Origin of the sequence: Arcticibacter pallidicorallinus (assembly GCF_003002875.1) — a bacterium.
Lineage (GTDB): Bacteria > Bacteroidota > Bacteroidia > Sphingobacteriales > Sphingobacteriaceae > Arcticibacter > Arcticibacter pallidicorallinus.
Map to the genome: position 1 here is coordinate 24,930 of NZ_PVTH01000001.1, position 17,189 is coordinate 42,118.

At 45.3% G+C, this 17,189-nt stretch carries 15 protein-coding genes and 1 tRNA gene; 6 read left to right on the forward strand and 10 right to left on the reverse strand.

The annotated features are described in order from the left end of the window. Positions 1-29 precede the first annotated feature (29 nt). The 8 genes from B0I27_RS00130 to ilvD form a co-directional block, all read right to left on the reverse strand. The gene (locus B0I27_RS00130; RefSeq protein ID WP_106291161.1) at positions 30-1,547 is read right to left on the reverse strand and encodes an alpha-isopropylmalate synthase regulatory domain-containing protein; all 1,518 of its coding nucleotides are present in this window, start codon (positions 1,545-1,547) and stop codon (positions 30-32) included. 100 nt (positions 1,548-1,647) lie between these two features. Further along, positions 1,648-2,244 carry a 3-isopropylmalate dehydratase small subunit gene (gene leuD, locus B0I27_RS00135; RefSeq protein ID WP_106290195.1) on the reverse strand — a complete coding sequence of 199 codons (597 nt, stop codon included), beginning with the start codon at positions 2,242-2,244 and terminating at the stop codon, positions 1,648-1,650. Positions 2,245-2,284: 40 nt separating this feature from the next. After that, positions 2,285-3,682, reverse strand: a complete 1,398-nt coding sequence (leuC, locus tag B0I27_RS00140; RefSeq protein ID WP_106290197.1) for a 3-isopropylmalate dehydratase large subunit — start codon at positions 3,680-3,682, stop codon at positions 2,285-2,287. Between the two features lie 74 nt (positions 3,683-3,756). Beyond that, a complete protein-coding gene (locus B0I27_RS00145; RefSeq protein WP_106290199.1) occupies positions 3,757-5,265 on the reverse strand; it encodes a 2-isopropylmalate synthase in 1,509 nt (502 codons plus the stop codon). Positions 5,266-5,379: 114 nt separating this feature from the next. After that, positions 5,380-6,438, reverse strand: a complete 1,059-nt coding sequence (gene ilvC / locus B0I27_RS00150; RefSeq protein WP_106290201.1) for a ketol-acid reductoisomerase — start codon at positions 6,436-6,438, stop codon at positions 5,380-5,382. Between the two features lie 58 nt (positions 6,439-6,496). Continuing rightward, on the reverse strand, positions 6,497-7,117 hold the full coding sequence (ilvN, locus tag B0I27_RS00155) for an acetolactate synthase small subunit (protein ID WP_106290203.1): 621 nt from the start codon (positions 7,115-7,117) through the stop codon (positions 6,497-6,499). Between the two features lie 18 nt (positions 7,118-7,135). Next, on the reverse strand, positions 7,136-8,875 hold the full coding sequence (gene ilvB, locus B0I27_RS00160; protein WP_106290205.1) for a biosynthetic-type acetolactate synthase large subunit: 1,740 nt from the start codon (positions 8,873-8,875) through the stop codon (positions 7,136-7,138). Positions 8,876-8,936: 61 nt separating this feature from the next. After that, positions 8,937-10,655: a dihydroxy-acid dehydratase gene (gene ilvD / locus B0I27_RS00165; protein WP_106290207.1), complete on the reverse strand. Its 1,719-nt coding sequence runs from the start codon at positions 10,653-10,655 to the stop codon at positions 8,937-8,939. 782 nt (positions 10,656-11,437) lie between these two features. Here ilvD and B0I27_RS00175 point away from each other — a divergent pair. Beyond that, on the forward strand, positions 11,438-12,412 hold the full coding sequence (locus B0I27_RS00175) for a hypothetical protein (RefSeq protein WP_106290211.1): 975 nt from the start codon (positions 11,438-11,440) through the stop codon (positions 12,410-12,412). 123 nt (positions 12,413-12,535) lie between these two features. On the opposite strand, the gene atpC is transcribed toward B0I27_RS00175, so the two are convergent. Together atpC and atpD are read right to left on the reverse strand one after the other, a co-directional pair. Beyond that, positions 12,536-12,781 (reverse strand): ATP synthase F1 subunit epsilon, encoded by a 246-nt coding sequence (gene atpC, locus B0I27_RS00180; RefSeq protein ID WP_106290213.1) that lies wholly within the window; start codon positions 12,779-12,781, stop codon positions 12,536-12,538. 6 nt (positions 12,782-12,787) lie between these two features. After that, on the reverse strand, positions 12,788-14,293 hold the full coding sequence (gene atpD / locus B0I27_RS00185; RefSeq protein ID WP_106290215.1) for a F0F1 ATP synthase subunit beta: 1,506 nt from the start codon (positions 14,291-14,293) through the stop codon (positions 12,788-12,790). Positions 14,294-14,497: 204 nt separating this feature from the next. Here atpD and B0I27_RS00190 point away from each other — a divergent pair, with 204 nt between their 5' ends. From B0I27_RS00190 to B0I27_RS00210, 5 genes are all read left to right on the forward strand, one after another. Continuing rightward, positions 14,498-14,761 carry a hypothetical protein gene (locus tag B0I27_RS00190; RefSeq protein ID WP_146133066.1) on the forward strand — a complete coding sequence of 88 codons (264 nt, stop codon included), beginning with the start codon at positions 14,498-14,500 and terminating at the stop codon, positions 14,759-14,761. Positions 14,762-14,876: 115 nt separating this feature from the next. Beyond that, positions 14,877-15,338, forward strand: coding sequence for a redoxin domain-containing protein (locus B0I27_RS00195; protein WP_106290219.1), 462 nt, complete (start codon positions 14,877-14,879; stop codon positions 15,336-15,338). A 10-nt stretch (positions 15,339-15,348) separates the two neighbouring features. Beyond that, entirely contained in the window at positions 15,349-16,332 is a 984-nt protein-coding gene (gene floA, locus B0I27_RS00200; protein WP_106290221.1) for a flotillin-like protein FloA, read from the forward strand. A 141-nt stretch (positions 16,333-16,473) separates the two neighbouring features. Next, positions 16,474-16,550, forward strand: a tRNA-Arg gene (locus B0I27_RS00205). Between the two features lie 56 nt (positions 16,551-16,606). Continuing rightward, on the forward strand, positions 16,607-17,185 hold the full coding sequence (locus B0I27_RS00210) for an adenylate kinase (protein WP_106290223.1): 579 nt from the start codon (positions 16,607-16,609) through the stop codon (positions 17,183-17,185). Positions 17,186-17,189 lie beyond the last annotated feature (4 nt).

Consider the following 17,189-nt stretch of genomic DNA (forward strand, 5'->3'; position numbering starts at 1 on the left):
TACTATGTTTTGTTTGAATGATTATATGATCAGATAATATTTAACATCTTTTGTGTTGCCTTGATCGCGCAAACGGTTTGATCAGAGTCCAAACCTCTGGTGATGAAAGTTTTATGAGAGGTCTCCCAGGTGATGATGGTTTCGCACAAGGCGTCTGAGTTACTACCAGGAGCGATCCTCACCGCGTAGTCAACCAAAGTAGGCAGAGTGAGATCCTTTGACTCATATACCTTCGCCAGTGCGTTCATAAACGCATCAAACTGTCCGTCTCCCTGAGCATGCTCCTCAAAGCTCTCGCCCTCTATGCGCACGGAGATCGTCGCCGAGGGTCTCAGTCCCTTTGAGTGCGTGAGCACATACGATTCCACTATGACCTTATCTTCATACGTGTTACTATCCAGTACATCCGATATGATATACGGAAGATCCTCCGTAGTCACGGTTTCCTTTTTATCGCCCAGCTCAATAACACGTTGAGTCACCTTTTTCAGATCCTCATCGTTCAGCTTCAGACCCAGCTCCTGCAGGTTTTTCGCAATGTTAGCTTTGCCGGAAGTCTTCCCAAGCGCATACTTCCGCTTTCTGCCGAAGCGCTCTGGTACCAGATCACTGCAATACAGGTTGTTCTTGTTGTCACCATCCGCATGTATTCCTGCGGTTTGTGTGAAAACATTCTCGCCAATGATCGGCTTATTCGCGGGGATTCTGATTCCGGAGAAGGTTTCTACCAGCTTGCTTACTTTATAGATGGAAGCTTCCTCGATTGACGTTTCAATGCCCGGAAGGAAGTCTTTGATCACCGCCACGGCGCTCGCAATTGACGCGTTTCCTGCCCTCTCGCCCATACCATTTACGGTCAGGTGCAAACCATCCGCCCCGGCTTTTAATGCCTCGAGGATATTTGCATTTCCCAGGTCATAATCGTTATGAGCATGGAAGTCGAAATGAAACTGTGGGTACCGCACACGCAACTCCGAAATGTAGCTGTAAGACTCAGTAGGAGAGAGTATACCCAGCGTATCAGGCAGCAGCACTCTTTTGATATTCTGAGTAGAGAGGAAGTCTAGAAACTGCAGTACATATTCTCTGGAATTGCGCATCCCGTTGCTCCAATCCTCCAGATAAACATTGGTAATGATATTATGCTCCAGGCCCAGCTCAATCACCTCATGGATATCATTAAAATGCTGTTCCGGAGTTTTCTTTAGCTGATAGGTGAGGTGGTTCAGAGAGCCTTTCGTAAGCAGGTTCTGCACGCAAACGCCGGCTTCAAGCATCCATTTGATCGATGCTCCCTTGTCCACAAAGGTCAAAACCTCAACTTTATCAATATAATTATTGGTTTTAGCCCAGGTCGATATCGCCTTCACTGCATCCAGTTCACCTGCTGATACGCGGGCCGAGGCTACCTCCACCCGGTCCACAGCGAGTTCTTCCAGCAAGAGCTGACAGATCGTAAGTTTTTCTGAAGTAGAAAAAGACACACCCGAGGTTTGTTCGCCATCCCGCAGCGTGGTGTCCATTATTTCTATTTTCCTTTTTTCCATGTGATAGCTCGTTCGGTGGTCTACACCTTTGAATGCATAAAAGCGTTTCGGCAAAGAATGCGAAACGCTTTTAAACTATGTATGATTTCTGCGTATCGTATTATAAAGGAAGCTGCAAAGCAAACTCCTGAATTTCTGATTTTATGTTTTGAAGATAATCAATATCATCAAAACCGTTTATCATATTGTCCTTTTTATAGCTGCTGATGTCAAAGCTTTCTTTATCTCCGGTAGCAAGCAGCGTGATCGTCTGCTCAGGAAGGTTTACTTCGAGCTGCGTGTTAGGATCAGCGAAAACGGCTGCAAAGATCTTTTCTAAAAACTCAGGACTTACCTGAACTGGCAGCACGCCAATGTTCAGACAGTTGTTTCTAAAGATATCAGCGAAGAAACTCGAAACCACGCATCTGAATCCATAGTCATACACTGCCCATGCAGCATGCTCCCTGGATGATCCTGATCCGAAGTTTTTTCCGCCAACTAAGATTTTTCCACTATAAACGGGGTTGTTTAAAACGAAGTCTGCCTTAGGCGTATTGTCCGGATTGTATCTCCAGTCCCGGAACAAATTGTCTCCGAATCCGACCCGCTCAGTGGCCTTCAAAAAACGTGCAGGTATAAGCTGATCTGTATCCACGTTCTCAATAGGAAGAGGAACTGCGGTACTGGTTAATATGTTAAATTTATCGTATGCCATTTGTTGTAAATCTGAATAATGAAGAAACTGTTAAATTCCCTTACTGTATTAAAGTCCTTGGGTCGGTTACCACACCAGTAACGGCCGCCGCTGCCGCAACAAGAGGGCTCGCAAGCATTGTTCTTGCACCAGGACCCTGACGACCTTCAAAGTTTCTGTTAGATGTACTAACAGCGTACTTGCCGGCAGGGATCTTGTCATCATTCATCGCCAGACATGCAGAGCATCCAGGCTGACGCAGCGTAAAACCGGCTTCGTTGAAAATATCCAATAGCCCTTCCTCTTTGATCTGCGCTTCAACAATATGTGATCCGGGAACCAACCAGGCGGTTACGTTTTCCGCTTTCTTCTTGCCTTTCACTATCGATGCAAATGCACGGAAGTCTTCGATACGCCCATTGGTACAGCTACCAACAAACACGTAGTCTACTTTCTTGCCTACCATGGTCTGACCTTCAGAGAAGCCCATATACTTCAGCGACTTTTCGTAAGTTGCCACACCACCTTCTACCTGCTCAGCATCAGGAATCGGGTTAGAGATACCCATACCCATACCCGGGTTAGTTCCGTAGGTGATCATTGGCTCGATGCTCGACCCGTCAAATGTCAGTTCCTTGTCGAATACCGCATCCTCATCAGTCTTCAGCGTCTTCCAGTATTCCATTGCTCTGTCCCAGGCTTCGCCTTTCGGACTGAATTCGCGGCCTTTCACGTAATTGATAGTGGTCTCGTCAGGAGCAATCATGCCACCACGAGCACCCATTTCAATACTCAGGTTACAAACCGTCATACGGCCTTCCATACTCATTTTTTCAAACACTTCACCTGCGTACTCCACGAAGTACCCTGTAGCTCCCGAAGTGGTCAGCTTAGAAATGATGAACAGTGCAACATCCTTAGGCGTAACACCTCTTCCGAGAGAACCCGTAACATTGATTCTCATCTTCTTTGGCTTAGGCTGCATGATACACTGTGTAGAAAGAACCATTTCAACCTCAGAAGTACCGATACCAAAGGCTATAGCACCGAACGCACCATGTGTAGACGTATGTGAGTCACCACATACAATCGTTGATCCCGGTTGGGTAATTCCGTATTCCGGACCAACTACGTGCACGATACCATTCTTCTGATGCCCCAGGCCCCAGTGGCTGATGCCATACTCATTGGAGTTCGTTTCCAGTGCCTTCAGCTGATTTGCTGAAAGTGGATCAGAAACCGGCAAGTGCTGGTTGATGGTAGGAGTATTATGATCTGCCGTAGCGAATGTACGCTCCGGATATAAAACTTTAATTCCCCGGCTTTTGAGTCCCAGGAAAGCTACCGGGCTGGTAACTTCGTGGATCAAATGGCGGTCTATAAAAAGTACATCCGGCCCGCCTTCTATCTTGCGCACTACGTGGGCATCCCACACCTTGTCAAATAATGTCTTACTCATCTTTTTGATATTATTATACTCTTGTTAACCCTCCGAAAAGGTTGCTATATCTTTGGGGCCAGAGCCCATAATTATTATACAAATTTGTTTAGGGCATCCAGATATGCATTCGCTGATGCTCTCACGATGTCGGTACTGAAGCCATATCCCATATACGATTTGTCCTCATAAATCACCCTCATGTCTACCTTGCTCACATCGTCGCTGCCACCATGGATAGAATGAATGTTGAATTCCTTAATATCCACCGGCTTGGTGATGATGCGCTGAATCGCATTGATTGTTGCACTCACCGGCCCGTTTCCGTTGGCCGTAGCGTGATGATCTTCCCCTTTATAATTCAGATGAATGGATGCAGAAGGATCTTTTTCGTCGCCGCATATCACTTCGAGGGAATTAATGGTAACACCATTGATAAAATTGGTGTCCGCCTCGTTCCCCATCAGCAGGAGCAAATCATCATCCTTGATCTCTTTTTTAGCGTCAGCCAGCGTCAGGAAGCGCTCATATACATGGTCTAAATCCAGACGCTCGTCAGCATAGCCTAAACGAGCCAGGTGATGCTTAAGTGCGTGACGGCCACTGCGTGCAGTCAAAATGATCTCCGACTGATCGATACCCACATCCTCAGGGTTAATAATCTCGTAGTTCTCGCGATGCTTCAGAACACCGTCCTGGTGAATACCGGAACTGTGGGCAAAAGCATTTCTTCCTACGATGGCTTTATTTGGCTGAACCGGCATGCGCATCATGCGGCTTACCATACCGCTCAGCTCGTATATGTGTTTGGTGTTGATATTATTGTGGAAGCCAAGAGAATGGTGTGTCTTCAGGATCATCACAACTTCTTCCAGAGAAGTATTACCTGCACGTTCACCTATACCGTTAATGGTACACTCCACCTGGCGTGCGCCGTTTTGAAGTCCGGCAATAGAGTTTGCTGTTGCCAGCCCCAGATCATTGTGGCAATGTACCGAGATAATGGCCTGGTCAATATTTTTTACGTTTTCTTTCAGATAAAGGATCTTAGCTCCGTATTGCTCGGGAAGGCAATATCCGTTTGTATCCGGGATATTAACTACTGTTGCACCTGCCGCGATTACCGCTTCGATCATCTGAGCCAGGAACTGATTGTCAGCCCTGCCCGCATCTTCTGCGTAGAATTCAATGTCTTCAACAGATTTCTTAGCATATTTTACCGCTTCAACCGCACGCTCAATGATTGCCTCACGTGTACTGTTGAATTTGTATTTAATATGCATATCTGATGCGCCAATACCGGTATGTATACGCGGATGCTTGGCATACTTCAATGCCTCCACTGCACAGTCAATATCCCCCTTATTTGCACGTGTCAACGCGCAAATGATAGGTTCGCGAACGGCCTTGGAAAGTTCTACCACACTTTGAAAGTCACCAGGACTTGAAATAGGGAAGCCTGCTTCTATAACGTCAACACCCAGAGACTGTAGGGCCTCACCGATAATGATCTTTTCAGGAGTTGTCAACTGTGAACCGGGTACCTGTTCTCCATCACGAAGCGTGGTGTCAAAAATAAATATGCGGTTAGGATCGTGTAACATTTGTTTTGCTTTATTGCCAGTATTATGCCGGCTTTGAATGCTGTGTAAGTTGTGTGTGTATGAAGAGCATTAGCTGCTCCTAAAAGAAACAGCTAATGCTTTAAGATAATATAATTATGCTTCTACCGACTGGTTCTCAGGACGCAGACTTCTAACAGTCTTGCCTGCCTGCCATAATTCACTTTCGCGAAGTTCAGCAAGTTCAGCATCAAGTTTAACACGGTAGTCAGGCTGGCTGTTCAGGTCAATAGAACGCTGAGACTCTTTTCCTGTAGCTACGCTGTTATATAGTTCTTCGAATACTGGTTTGGTAGCATCTCTGAATTTTTTCCACCAGTCAAGCGCACCACGCTGAGCGGTTGTAGAACAATTTGCATACATCCAGTCCATTCCGTTCTCTGCAACCAACGGCATAAGAGACTGAGTTAATTCTTCAACAGTTTCGTTGAATGCTTCAGAAGGGCTATGACCATTGCTTCTCAATACTTCGTACTGAGCAGCGAAGATACCCTGGATACATCCCATCAAAGTACCACGCTCACCTGTAAGGTCACTGAATACTTCTTTTTTGAAATCTGTTTCAAACAGGTAACCGCTACCCACCGCGATACCTAAAGCTACAACACGCTCGAACGCTTTTCCTGTAGCATCCTGGAAGATAGCATAGCTCGAGTTCAAGCCACGACCTTCAAGGAACATTCTGCGAAGAGATGTACCTGAACCTTTAGGTGCAACCAGGAATACGTCTACGTCAGCAGGAGGGATGATGCCGGTCTGCTCGTTGAAAGTAATACCGAAACCATGAGAGAAGTATAAAGCCTTACCTGGAGTAAGATTTTTCTTAACAGTTGGCCAAAGCTCGATTTGAGCAGCATCACTTAACAGGTAGCAAATGATCGTACCTTTTTCAAGTGCTTCTTCAATTTCGAAAAGCGTTTCTCCCGGTACGAAACCATCGCTTACCGCTTTATCCCAAGATTTAGAATTCTTACGTTGACCAACGATAACGTTAATACCGTTGTCTTTTTGGTTAAGTGCTTGTCCCGGACCTTGTACTCCGTAACCGATTACAGCTACAGTTTCATTTGCGAGTACTTCCTGTGCTTTAGATAATGGGAACTCTTCGCGGGTTACGACATTTTCTTCTACACCGCCGAAATTTAATTTTGCCATGATTTTGTTTTTTAGCTAAAAGCTTATTATTTGAAAAGTGATTGTTAATTAACCTGTCTTACATACTGAAAACTTTCTCTCTGTCATTCAGAAACTCGTTTTCGGCCGGATCTTGTCCCGGTTCTATACGCTCAAACTCTCTTAGTTTGCGGTTGAAGCCATCGCTGTCTTTAATAATAGCGATACGTGCACTTCTGACGAATTCGATCAGGCCGAAAGGCTGAAGTGCTGCGATCAGGCTGTCGGTTTCCGAACGGTGACCTGTAGTTTCAAACACTGTATAATCCTTGCGGATCAATACCGCACGTGCTCCATTTTCTCTCAGCAGTCTTTCAACCAATGCTTTTTCAGCGATAGCATCCGTAGGTACCTTATACAGGGCCATTTCCTGCCAAACCACATCTTCGTTAGTGTGGTAATATACTTTCAGTACCTCAACCTGTTTCTCGATCTGACGGGTAACTTTTCTTACCACATCTTCCGTTTCATTAATAACAATGTTGAAACGATGGATGCTGTCAATCTCCGAAGGGGAGGTGTTCAAGCTGTCTATATTGATCTTTCTGCGTGTAAAAATAATCGCAATACGACTTAGAAGACCAATCTGGTTCTCCGTATAAACAGTAATGTTGTATTCCTGCTTTTCGGGCGTTGTTTCTTTTTGATTCTGATTACTCATGATTCAATGCTTTACTATTTATTTAAGTCTGATTTCACTTACGCTGCATCCTTGTGGTACCATCGGGAATACGTTATTTTCCTTCGTAACCATTACTTCAAGGAAGTATGAGCCCTTGGTGTCAAGCATTGCTTGTATCGCATTGCGGAGATCTTCTCTTTTTGATACTGAACTTCCCGGGATGCCGTACGCTTCTGCAACTTTTACAAAGTTCGGACTGGTGATATCCACGAAAGAATATCTGCGCTCATTGAAAAGCTCCTGCCATTGGCGAACCATTCCGAGGAACTGGTTATTTAGAACAATGATCTTTACATCCACGTCGAACTGCATGATCGTTCCAAGTTCCTGGATCGTCATCTGTACGCCACCATCACCAATAATCGCTACTACTGTTCTGTCAAGCGCACCGTATTTCGCTCCGATAGCTGCCGGAAGTGCAAATCCCATTGTTCCCAATCCGCCGCTCGTTACGTTGCTACGCGTCTTGTTGAACTTCGCATAACGGCAGGTTACCATCTGATGCTGACCTACGTCAGTTACCATCACCGCTTCGCCATTCGTGATTTCATTCAGAATCTGGATAACCTCACCCATTGTCAGCTCGTCGCTTGTCGGGAAGATCTCGTCCTGGATAACCTGCAGCTGCTCTTCTTTTTCGTAGCTTCTGAACTTGGCAAGCCATTCTGTGTGTTGCTTGGCATCGCACAGTTCCGTCAGTAGCGGTAAAGTTTCCTTGCAGTCGCCCCAAACCGGAACGGTAGTTTGCACATTCTTGTCGATCTCAGCAGGGTCGATATCCAGATGGACCACCTTAGCCTGCTTGGCATATTTATCCAAACGTCCTGTTACGCGGTCATCGAAACGCATACCGATAGCGATAAGCACATCGCAATCGTTGGTCAGTACATTCGGTCCGTAATTTCCGTGCATACCCAGCATTCCTACATTCAGCTCATGATCACTCTCAATTGCTCCCGCACCCAGGATAGTCCATGCCGCCGGTATACCGGTTTTTTCAATGAATGCTCTGAATTCCTGTTCGGCGCTACCCAGTAAAACACCTTGTCCCCAAAGCACAAATGGTTTCTTAGCAGCGTTGATCAGTTCTGCAGCTTGTTCAATATATTCTTTTCTGACAATTGGCTTCGGTCTGTAGCTTCTTATGTGATTGCAAGCCTGGTATCCTTTGAAGTCAAACTTCTGAATTTGTGCGTTCTTGGTAATGTCAATCAGCACAGGCCCCGGTCTGCCACTGCGGGCAATATAGAAAGCCTTAGCCAAAATTTCAGGAATCTCCGTAGCATCAGTGATCTGATAATTCCACTTGGTAACCGGAGACGTAATGTTGATCACGTCAATTTCCTGGAATGCATCAGTTCCCAATAAGTGGGCAAATACCTGACCGGTAATACATACCAGGGGAGTACTGTCAATCTGCGCATCTGCCAGTCCGGTAACCAGGTTAGTAGCACCCGGACCGCTTGTTGCAAACACAACACCAACCTTGCCCGAAGTACGGGCATATCCCTGACCAGCATGAATTCCACCCTGCTCATGACGGACCAGGATATGATTCAACTTCTCTTTATAATCGTAAAGGGCATCATAAATAGGCATGATAGCACCTCCCGGATAACCAAAGATGGTATCTACTCCTTCTGCAAGAAGGCCTTCAAGTAAAGCAGCTGATCCCGTCATTTCAATTCCCGAGCTAACTTCCTGCTCGGTCAATACTTCCTGTTGTGCTGTTTCCATAGTTAAATCCTTTCAGGTCCTTAGGACATTTCAGTGTTGTTAATTATCTTTTTTTGCTTGCTTATAGATCGGTTACGCATCCCTCAGCAGCATTGCTTACCTGTTTTGCGTATTTATATAACAAGCCTTTTTTAACGCGTAGTTCTGGCTGCGTCCAGGCTGCCTTTCTTTTGGCAATCTCCTCTTCAGATACCTTCAGCGTGATGCTGTTGGTAATAGCACTCACCTCAATGGTGTCATTATCCTGTACCAAGCCGATCAGGCCGCCTTCGAAGGCTTCCGGAGTGATATGGCCTACTACGAATCCATGCGTACCACCGCTAAAGCGTCCATCTGTAATCAGTGCGATAGATTTCCCTAAGCCTGCGCCGATTAGTGCCGACGTTGGCTTCAACATCTCCGGCATGCCCGGAGCACCCTTTGGACCAACGTTGCGAATTACCACCACGTCGCCATGCTGTACCCGTCCGGAGCTGATACCGGCAATCAGTTCAAACTCCCCGTCGAATACACGAGCAGGTCCTTCAAAACGCTCACCTTCCTTACCGCTGATCTTGGCAACGCTACCACCTTCAGCAAGATTTCCGTATAGGATCTGTAAGTGACCGGTTGCTTTAACAGGGGACTCCGCAGGGAGAATAACTTTTTGAGTGTCAAAATCCAGGGAAGGAACGTCAGCCAGGTTTTCGGCAAGTGTTTTGCCGGTACAAGTAAGGCAGTCGCCGTGCAACCAGCCTTTTTCCAGTAAATATTTCATCACCGCAGGAACACCTCCGATATTGTGCAGGTCTTCCATCATGTAACGTCCGCTTGGCTTCATGTCAGCCAACACCGGAATTCTGTTACTTACCGCCTGGAAATCATCCTGCGTAAGTTCCACATCTACACTCTTCGCCATAGCGATAAGGTGCAGTACAGCGTTGGTAGATCCACCCAAAACCATCAACGTAACGATCGCATTTTCAAATGCTTCTTTCGTCATGATGTCCTTAGGCTTGATATCTCTTTCCAGCAAAAGCTTGATAGCCTTACCAGCATCCATACATTCCTGGTTCTTCGCCTCGCTCAACGCGGGGTTTGAAGAAGAGTAAGGCAAGCTCATTCCCAAAGCTTCAATAGCTGCAGCCATGGTGTTTGCCGTATATATACCGCCGCATGCTCCCGCAGAAGGGCAGGCATTTTTTATAATTTCTTTGAAGTCGATTTCGTCAATCTGGCCGGCGATCTTTTTGCCAAGGGCCTCGAATGCCGAAACGATGTTCAGGTCTTCACCTTTATAATGGCCCGGATGAATTGTTCCGCCATATACCATTATCGCCGGTCTGTTCAAACGACCCATGGCCATAACGGATCCAGGCATGTTTTTATCGCAGCCCGGAAGAGCGATTAGTCCATCATAGTACTGAGCGCCACATACAGCTTCGATAGAATCTGCAATAACGTCACGGCTCACGAGCGAATAACGCATCCCTTCTGTACCGTTGCTCATCCCGTCACTTACCCCGATGGTGTGGAAGATCAAACCTACAAGGTCTTCTTTCCATACGCCTTCTTTCACGACGGCAGCCAGACCATTCAGGTGCATATTACAAGTATTGCCATCATAACCCATGCTCACTATACCGACCTGCGCTTTTTCCATGTCCTCGTCTGTAAGTCCGATTCCATAAAGCATCGCCTGTGCTGCAGGCTGAGTTGGATCCTGCGTAAGAGTCTTACTGTAGCGGTTTAATTCTGCAGTCTCGGTTGCGTTCTCAGTTGTATTTGATAATGTTGTCATAATTTTTTTTCAATTCAGAGCAATCGGAATCCATCTCAGGTCCCCGTACAATTTCCTGAATAATAATATTTCTTAAGGTATGAACAACTTGGTTGATAGTCAATAGGGTCGAGTTAGATTTTAAAATAAGAATAAAATAATGCAGAATGTATTTTTTAGAAATTAAATATTGCTATATACGGAATGTTGCTTACATTAATTTGGAAGCCATATACCAAAACTGTTTTCGGTATACGGTTTTCGGTCTTGGGGCCGCTTCTGAAATTGCTTGATTTCTTCCTGAAAATAGGTTTTTGGTCAAAAAAGCTGTTGAAAAAGGTAGCGGAAAAAACATATCCCAGAGAGATGTATTGGCCTTAAAAACTGAATTTTGAAAGCCTTTATTTTCCCTTAGCGATTTGTTTCTTTTCTCTTCCGGAACGGGATCGTCGGGCTTGGCCCTTGCATCTTCTGGTCTGCCCTTTGAACACGTGCTTACTGATAAGATTATCAAATATACGCCGCTTTTATAAAATCAAGATGGACTATTATATCTTACCCATAAAAGCCGGGCAACATGCCGTGATATGTCCGACTGTAGCAGCTTAAAGTCGGACGTATTACCGCATTTCAGCTGCACATATAGCTCTTCATATAAAGAAGGTCGAAGCTCAGTCTCTGCGATGCTTGACTGCTTTTGAGGTACGGAATTTTAAAAAATCCATAAAATTTTGTCGATTTTGGCTAAAAAATCGTCGCGCCTTCTCTGCCGCGCTACCTTGCCCTCTAAAACAAACAACGTTATGGCAAAAGTAGACAAGAAAGGAATCGTTCGCGGCAAAGCAGGTTCCGTCATCTATCGCGGGTACCGCGAATTGAACATCATCCAGGGGAAACCCCGCAAATTCGAACAGACCAGTGCCAGCATCCGGGCCTCCACGGAGTTTGGTCTCTCCAGTACGACGGCGGCAGTGATCCGTCAGGCCTTTGAGCCGGCTTATGTGCACCGGGATGGAGAGGCGGTGAGCCGCAGTACACAGCTGGTGTACCGGGGTCTTCGGGATAGCCTCACAGGAAGCCAAGGTCAGCGTGATTTGCATGATGCAGACCTGAACAGTATCATCGGAATGGACTTCAATATCAAAAGCCGGCTGAGCGAAGTGCTGCAGGTCAGTCAGCGAGTGGAGCGGGATGAAGAGGGGCGCCTAAGCGTGTTCATGGGGGCTTTGAACGCCAAAACCGACCTGAGGGTGCCGCTAAGCATCAGTAAACCAGTGAGTAAGTACCGGATCCGGTTCAGTCTGATCGGCTTTAACTTTCGCAAGGAGTATTATGAATATCTGGAAGTGAAAGATCTGGAGTTCCGTTGGCAGGGAAAGCTCGAAGCCCAAGAAATCCGCTTTGAAACCCTGCCGGAACCCGATCAGTTGCTGATGCTCAGCGTATCGCTTTTGGCTTATAGTGAAACCCGGATGGAAGAAGGCTATGTATTGCTCAACAGCAAGGAGTTCAGTCCATGTTCGATTATCGCTGCTTTCCACGCCGAAGAAGCGGGAGGATACCCTGCGCGTCCTGTGAATATGGAACTTAATGAGGCGCAGCAACTAAGGGGAGCATCTATATACAACATGTGTTATGAAGGTAACAGGCTGCTAAGGGATCAGGAACGAAGGAAAGAGAAAATAACAACGAAGACATCCGCGGAGAAACGTTCGAAAGAAAATGAAAGAGTAACGCATCTCCAGCCAGGGAAGCGGGTGTCGTTTTCTTTCAGGTAATGAATACTCCGTGATGAAAGGAGACTGTGAAGCTTTTATGTACGTTTGTAAAGGGCCAAAAAAAGAGGCTGTACCCAGTATTACCTGAGACAGCCTCCCTTAAAATTATTTTATGAAGAAAACTTAGCTAACCACTCCTTCAGCCAGAACGGTGATCTTGTTGTTAAGAACTTCGACCACTCCGCCTTTAATCTGAATGCTTTCTTCTGCCTTTCCATTGCGGATAATTACCTTTCCATCATCAAGAATGGATATGATGGGAGCGTGATTGTTCAGTACTTCGAAAGAACCAAGCACGCCTGGTACGGTTACAGATGTAACTTCTCCCTGGAATACGGCTTTGTCGGGTGTTAAGATTTCTAAAGTCATTTGCAATTAGTTATTTGCTTCTGCTAATATTTTCTTGCCTTTTTCGATGGCTTCTTCAATATTACCTACAAGGTTGAAAGCAGCTTCAGGATACTCATCCACTTCTCCGTCCATGATCATATTAAATCCTTTGATGGTGTCTTTAATGTCAACCAATACACCTTTAAGACCAGTAAACTGCTCTGCAACGTGGAAAGGCTGAGATAAGAAACGCTGAACACGACGAGCGCGCGCCACAACTAATTTATCTTCTTCAGAAAGCTCATCCATACCTAAGATGGCAATGATATCCTGAAGTTCTTTATAGCGTTGCAGAATTTCTTTTACGCGTTGTGCTGTATTGTAATGCTCATCACCAAGAACCATCGGGCTCAGGATTCTGGAAGTAGAATCCAATGGATCCACCGCAGGATAGATACCTAGCTCGGCAATTTTACGGGATAATACAGTGGTTGCATCTAAGTGGGCGAACGTTGTAGCTGGCGCAGGGTCAGTCAAGTCATCCGCAGGTACATAAACCGCCTGAACAGAAGTAATAGATCCACGCTTAGTAGAAGTAATACGTTCCTGCATCAGACCCATCTCAGTAGCCAGGGTTGGTTGGTAACCTACCGCTGAAGGCATACGTCCTAATAGAGCCGATACCTCAGATCCTGCCTGGGTGAAACGGAAAATGTTGTCAATGAAGAAAAGGATATCACGTCCCTGACCCTGACCGTCACCGTCACGGAAGTATTCCGCAATAGTTAAACCAGATAGCGCAACACGTGCACGTGCACCTGGAGGCTCGTTCATCTGTCCGAATACGAATGTACACTTAGAATCTTTCAATTCATTGTGATCTACCTTATCTAAAGGCCATTCTCCTTTTTCCATTCCATGCATGAATTCCTCACCGTATCTGATGATTCCTGATTCAAGCATCTCACGAAGTAAGTCATTTCCTTCACGGGTACGCTCACCTACACCTGCAAACACTGATAAACCTTCATACGCCTTGGCGATGTTGTTGATCAGCTCCTGGATTAATACTGTTTTACCAACACCGGCACCACCGAACAGACCGATCTTTCCACCTTTTGAATATGGCTCAAGTAAGTCGATTACTTTAATACCAGTGAAGAGAACTTCAGTTTCAGTAGAAAGGTCTTCAAAACGTGGAGGTGTTGCGTGGATCGAGCGACCTGTGGATTTGTCCAGATCAGCGATACCATCAATTGCATCACCAACTACGTTGAATACTCTACCTTTTACGTTTTCACCGATAGGCATCCTGATAGGGAATCCTGTGTCAACAACAGGCATACCACGCAATAGTCCGTCTGTGGAATCCATCGCGATGGCACGTACACGATCCTCTCCAAGGTGTTGTTGAACTTCCAGAATGATCTTCTTTCCGTTCTCCCTTGTGATTTCCAGTGCATTGTAAATTTGTGGGAGTTTAGCATCATTGGAGAAGCTGACGTCAACTACGGCTCCGATGATCTGCGTTATTTTTCCAGTGCTTGGCATATGATATTGAAATAAAATGCGTTATTAATCAATGTTTAAGCCCCTTTTTAGGTCACTTTTTTGGGTCTGCAATAATACGCTTTATCTTTGAAAAAAAAATGTCTTAATTCAAAAGATTTTCAATAAAATAACATATAAATTTTATCTTGTTAAAACTAAAGTAACCTGAGGATGTTAAAGGATCAGTGCGAAATTGTCCGCTTAATGAAAATAAAAGATGTTTTAAGAGACAAGTCATTCCGATTGATTGCTTGTTTCTATGTGTTTTTAGGGATCCTTATCTTTCACCTGGAAGCATACGCTCAGTCAGCTCAAAGTGATTATGGGCTGATGACCCCAAGGAATGATCATTGGTATAGCCAGCCCTGGATATTTGCTGTTCTCACCGCGGTGCTGATTTTGCTTGTTGCCATCAATGGCCGTATTGAGAAGCCCTCGGGCGTAAAGAGTAAAATCCGACAGTTCTAAGTCAACTCCTTTCTTATTGTATCTTTTCAGACAGATTGCTGAATTTAGATATCCTCGTCCATAATATTACCTATATTAGCCAGTGATCCTAAATTATTAACATCACGAATCACATATGGCTTTAATACCAGGACAGAAAGCACCCGATTTTACTCTTTATAGTTCTGAGTTGAAAGAGGTGTCACTGAGCGACTTCAAATCGAGGAAGCTCATTATTCATTTTTTTCCGATGGCTTTTACCGTTGTGTGCACCGACCAGCTGTGCACTATGCGCGATTCTTTCGGCTTTTACGAGGGATTGAATGCTGATGTTGTGGGAATATCAGTGGATTCCCCTTTCACTCTAGCTAAGTTCAAGGAGGAAAATCACTATCCTTTTCCTCTGTTGTCAGACTTTAACAAGGAAGTTTCTCAGGCATACGGTGCCTTCTACGAGGATTTTGTCTTTGGAATGAAAGGCGTTTCGAAACGAGCAGCTTTTGTCATTGATGAAGAACAGCGTGTAATATATGCTGAAGTATTAGAAGCAGCCTCTGATCTCCCGGACTTTGATGCAATTCAAAACAGTTTAATATAATAATTAACGAATGGATAGTAATGTTCAATTAATCATGATTGTAGTAGGTGCGATTGTCGCCCTATTCTTTTTTCTCTACTTGTTGCCTGTCAACTTGTGGTTTACCGCTCAACTCTCGGGAGTAAAGATCTCCCTGCTGAATTTATTTCTGATGCGTCTTCGTAAAGTACCACCGTCTTTGGTTACCAATGCCATGATCACTTCTACGAAGGCAGGATTAAATATCACATCCAATGATATTGAAACGCACTTTCTGGCAGGAGGGAATGTAAATAACGTTATCAAAGCGCTCATATCGGCCGATAAGGCGAATATCCCGCTGACATTTAAGCTGGCCACAGCGATAGATCTTGCCGGGCGTGATGTGTTCGACGCGGTTCAGCTGTCCGTTAACCCGCGGGTGATCAATACGCCTCCGGTTGCTGCAGTAGCGAAGGACGGTATTCAGCTGATTGCAAAAGCAAGGGTAACGGTTCGTGCAAACATCAACCAGTTGGTGGGTGGTGCCGGTGAGGAAACGATCCTGGCCCGTGTAGGTGAAGGTATTGTGACCACGATCGGTTCTGCAGTAAACCATAAAGAGGTACTTGAGAATCCCGACCGGATATCCAAGACAGTTCTGGGCAAAGGCCTTGACAGCGGAACGGCTTTCGAAATATTATCCATTGATATCGCGGATATCGATATCGGCGAGAACATCGGTGCTAAGCTTCAAACCGACCAGGCAGAGGCCGATTTGAAGGTTGCTAACGCGAGAGCGGAAGAAAGACGGGCGATGGCTGTTGCTTCTGAGCAGGAGATGAGATCAAAGGCTCAGGAAGCGCGCGCTAAAGTTATTGAAGCGGAGGCACAGCTTCCTCTGGCTATGGCTGAAGCGTTCCGTTCCGGAAACCTTGGAATAATGGATTACTACAAAATGGAGAACCTGAAATCGGATACGGATATGAGAGAATCAATATCCAGACCGGGTAAGGGAACACCGAATACGCCATAGGCGGCAATGGAATGTAAAGCGGAGTTTTTAATTTGTTGATAATTAATTAAATAGACGTTTAGATTAATTTTAAGCCCTATTTTTTCAAAATTATTTAGAAAATGTAGAAAGAACTTCTATCTTTGCATTCCATTAGCGAAGGGACTTATAGCTTAATTGGATAGAGCACCTGACTACGGATCAGGAGGTTGGGGGTTCGACTCCCTCTAAGTCCACCATCTTAAAAAGCCTTTTCGACAAACGGAAAGGCTTTTAAAATTTTAAAATCACCCAGATGCTAAATCTCGTTCTATTTGGCCCTCCGGGAGCCGGTAAAGGGACCCAATCCCAAAAGCTAATTGAAAAATATAAGCTTGTACACCTCTCCACAGGAGATATTCTCAGAAGTGAAATTTCAAATGGTACCGAACTAGGAACAGAAGCAAAGAAGCTTATGGATCAGGGACTGCTTGTGCCTGATGCTGTTGTTATTGGTATGATCAGCAACAAGCTGGATTCTAATAAGGACGCAAATGGCTTTATCTTTGATGGTTTCCCGCGTACGGTTGCTCAGGCAGAGGCTTTAGATAGCTTGCTGGAGTCAAAAAATACCGCCATCTCCGGAATGATTGCATTGATCGTTGATAACGACGAGCTGCAGAAGCGCTTGTTGTTAAGAGGCAAGGATTCTGGCAGACCTGATGATGCGAACCCTGAAATTATCAGCAAACGTATTCAGGAATATAATGACAAAACTGCGCCTGTAGCTAATTTCTACAAAGCTCAGAATAAATATCAAAGCGTTAACGGTATCGGCAGCATAGAAGACATTTTCGCTTCTATCACCCAGGTAACGGAGAGCTTTAGCAAATAATTTT

Coding starts and splice junctions, on each gene's coding strand:
- B0I27_RS00130 (WP_106291161.1), bottom strand. CDS start 1,547: ATGGAAAAAAGGAAAATAGAAATAATGGACACCACGCTGCGGGATGGC.
- leuD (WP_106290195.1), bottom strand. CDS start 2,244: ATGGCATACGATAAATTTAACATATTAACCAGTACCGCAGTTCCTCTT.
- leuC (WP_106290197.1), bottom strand. CDS start 3,682: ATGAGTAAGACATTATTTGACAAGGTGTGGGATGCCCACGTAGTGCGC.
- B0I27_RS00145 (WP_106290199.1), bottom strand. CDS start 5,265: ATGTTACACGATCCTAACCGCATATTTATTTTTGACACCACGCTTCGT.
- ilvC (WP_106290201.1), bottom strand. CDS start 6,438: ATGGCAAAATTAAATTTCGGCGGTGTAGAAGAAAATGTCGTAACCCGC.
- ilvN (WP_106290203.1), bottom strand. CDS start 7,117: ATGAGTAATCAGAATCAAAAAGAAACAACGCCCGAAAAGCAGGAATAC.
- ilvB (WP_106290205.1), bottom strand. CDS start 8,875: ATGGAAACAGCACAACAGGAAGTATTGACCGAGCAGGAAGTTAGCTCG.
- ilvD (WP_106290207.1), bottom strand. CDS start 10,655: ATGACAACATTATCAAATACAACTGAGAACGCAACCGAGACTGCAGAA.
- B0I27_RS00175 (WP_106290211.1), top strand. CDS start 11,438: ATGGCAAAAGTAGACAAGAAAGGAATCGTTCGCGGCAAAGCAGGTTCC.
- atpC (WP_106290213.1), bottom strand. CDS start 12,781: ATGACTTTAGAAATCTTAACACCCGACAAAGCCGTATTCCAGGGAGAA.
- atpD (WP_106290215.1), bottom strand. CDS start 14,293: ATGCCAAGCACTGGAAAAATAACGCAGATCATCGGAGCCGTAGTTGAC.
- B0I27_RS00190 (WP_146133066.1), top strand. CDS start 14,498: ATGAAAATAAAAGATGTTTTAAGAGACAAGTCATTCCGATTGATTGCT.
- B0I27_RS00195 (WP_106290219.1), top strand. CDS start 14,877: ATGGCTTTAATACCAGGACAGAAAGCACCCGATTTTACTCTTTATAGT.
- floA (WP_106290221.1), top strand. CDS start 15,349: ATGGATAGTAATGTTCAATTAATCATGATTGTAGTAGGTGCGATTGTC.
- B0I27_RS00210 (WP_106290223.1), top strand. CDS start 16,607: ATGCTAAATCTCGTTCTATTTGGCCCTCCGGGAGCCGGTAAAGGGACC.